General features: G+C 47.3%; 10 tRNA genes and 1 rRNA gene. All 11 read right to left on the bottom strand.

Features of this window, described 5'->3' with window-relative positions:
• Positions 1 to 137: 137 nt before the first annotated feature.
• Positions 138 to 214 (bottom strand) — tRNA-Pro (locus KNP81_RS15125).
• 7 nt (positions 215 to 221) lie between these two features.
• Positions 222 to 298: transfer RNA gene (locus KNP81_RS15120), tRNA-Arg, on the bottom strand.
• A gap of 5 nt (positions 299 to 303) precedes the next feature.
• Positions 304 to 388: transfer RNA gene (locus KNP81_RS15115), tRNA-Leu, on the bottom strand.
• A 7-nt stretch (positions 389 to 395) separates the two neighbouring features.
• Positions 396 to 470: transfer RNA gene (locus tag KNP81_RS15110), tRNA-Gly, on the bottom strand.
• A gap of 21 nt (positions 471 to 491) precedes the next feature.
• Positions 492 to 572: transfer RNA gene (locus KNP81_RS15105), tRNA-Leu, on the bottom strand.
• Between the two features lie 33 nt (positions 573 to 605).
• Positions 606 to 681 (bottom strand) — tRNA-Lys (locus KNP81_RS15100).
• 15 nt (positions 682 to 696) lie between these two features.
• Positions 697 to 772 (bottom strand) — tRNA-His (locus KNP81_RS15095).
• Between the two features lie 11 nt (positions 773 to 783).
• A tRNA-Thr gene (locus KNP81_RS15090) sits at positions 784 to 859 on the bottom strand.
• Positions 860 to 867: 8 nt separating this feature from the next.
• Positions 868 to 943 (bottom strand) — tRNA-Phe (locus KNP81_RS15085).
• Between the two features lie 24 nt (positions 944 to 967).
• Positions 968 to 1,043 (bottom strand) — tRNA-Asp (locus tag KNP81_RS15080).
• Between the two features lie 83 nt (positions 1,044 to 1,126).
• Positions 1,127 to 1,215, bottom strand: a 5S ribosomal RNA gene (gene rrf, locus KNP81_RS15075); the annotation flags it as partial.

The following is a 1,215-nucleotide window of genomic DNA, read 5'->3' as shown; positions in this document are numbered from 1 at the left end:
CGTCCTGAGCCAGGATCAAACTCTCCAAAGAATTTGATATAGCTCTTTAAAAATGACGAAGCTTGCGCTTCATTCAAAAATTGTAAAACTTTTTTGCCTCATCGTTCAGTTTTCAAAGACCAAATTGAATTAAGAAATGGTCGGGAAGACAGGATTCGAACCTGCGACCCCTTGGTCCCAAACCAAGTGCTCTACCAAGCTGAGCTACTTCCCGTTATAAATGGTGCACCCTGAGAGATTCGAACTCCCGGCCTTTAGATTCGTAGTCTAACGCTCTATCCAGCTGAGCTAAGGGTGCATTAATGCGGTCGAGAGGACTTGAACCTCCACGGTGTTAACCACCACTAGGCCCTCAACCTAGCGCGTCTACCGATTCCGCCACGACCGCATATAATTGGAGCGGAAGACGGGATTCGAACCCGCGACCCCGACCTTGGCAAGGTCGTATTCTACCACTGAACTACTTCCGCAATATAAAGTTAGATTAGAGATGCGGGTGAAGGGACTCGAACCCCCACGTCAAAGACACTAGATCCTAAGTCTAGCGCGTCTACCAATTCCGCCACACCCGCATATAATATTTAAGTATAGAAATTAATGAGAAATGGTGAGCCATGCAGGGCTCGAACCTGCGACCCTCTGATTAAAAGTCAGATGCTCTACCAACTGAGCTAATGGCTCATTAATTTTTAAAAATGGGGCGGCTGAAGGGAATTGAACCCTCGAATGCCGGAATCACAATCCGGTGCGTTAACCACTTCGCCACAACCGCCATGAGAAAAATGGTGCCGGCGAAAGGATTCGAACCCTCGACCCTCTGATTACAAGTCAGATGCTCTACCAACTGAGCTACACCGGCGCTGTAAATGGTGGCTTTGGACGGAATCGAACCGCCGACACAAGGATTTTCAGTCCTTTGCTCTACCAACTGAGCTACAAAGCCAACTTATTAAATTAAATAAAAAAATGGCGGTCCCGACGGGATTCGAACCCGCGATCTTCTGCGTGACAGGCAGACATGTTAACCACTACACCACGGGACCGTTTTAAATAATTACTGTATCGACTTTACCTATTTTAAGTCTCCTCAAGAAGAAAGTCAATAATTTTTTCAAAAAAATAAACAGCCTGGCAGCGTCCTATCCTCACAGGGGGAGACCCCCAACTACTTTCGGCGCTGAAGCGCTTAACTTCCGTGTTCGGCATGGGAACGGG

It is taken from the genome of Exiguobacterium sp. s149 (genome assembly GCF_018618395.1).
In the GTDB taxonomy this organism is placed as follows: Bacteria; Bacillota; Bacilli; order Exiguobacteriales; family Exiguobacteriaceae; genus Exiguobacterium; species Exiguobacterium chiriqhucha.
Note: the sequence above shows the minus strand (reverse complement) of the source record. Positions and strands in the feature narration are given on the sequence as shown.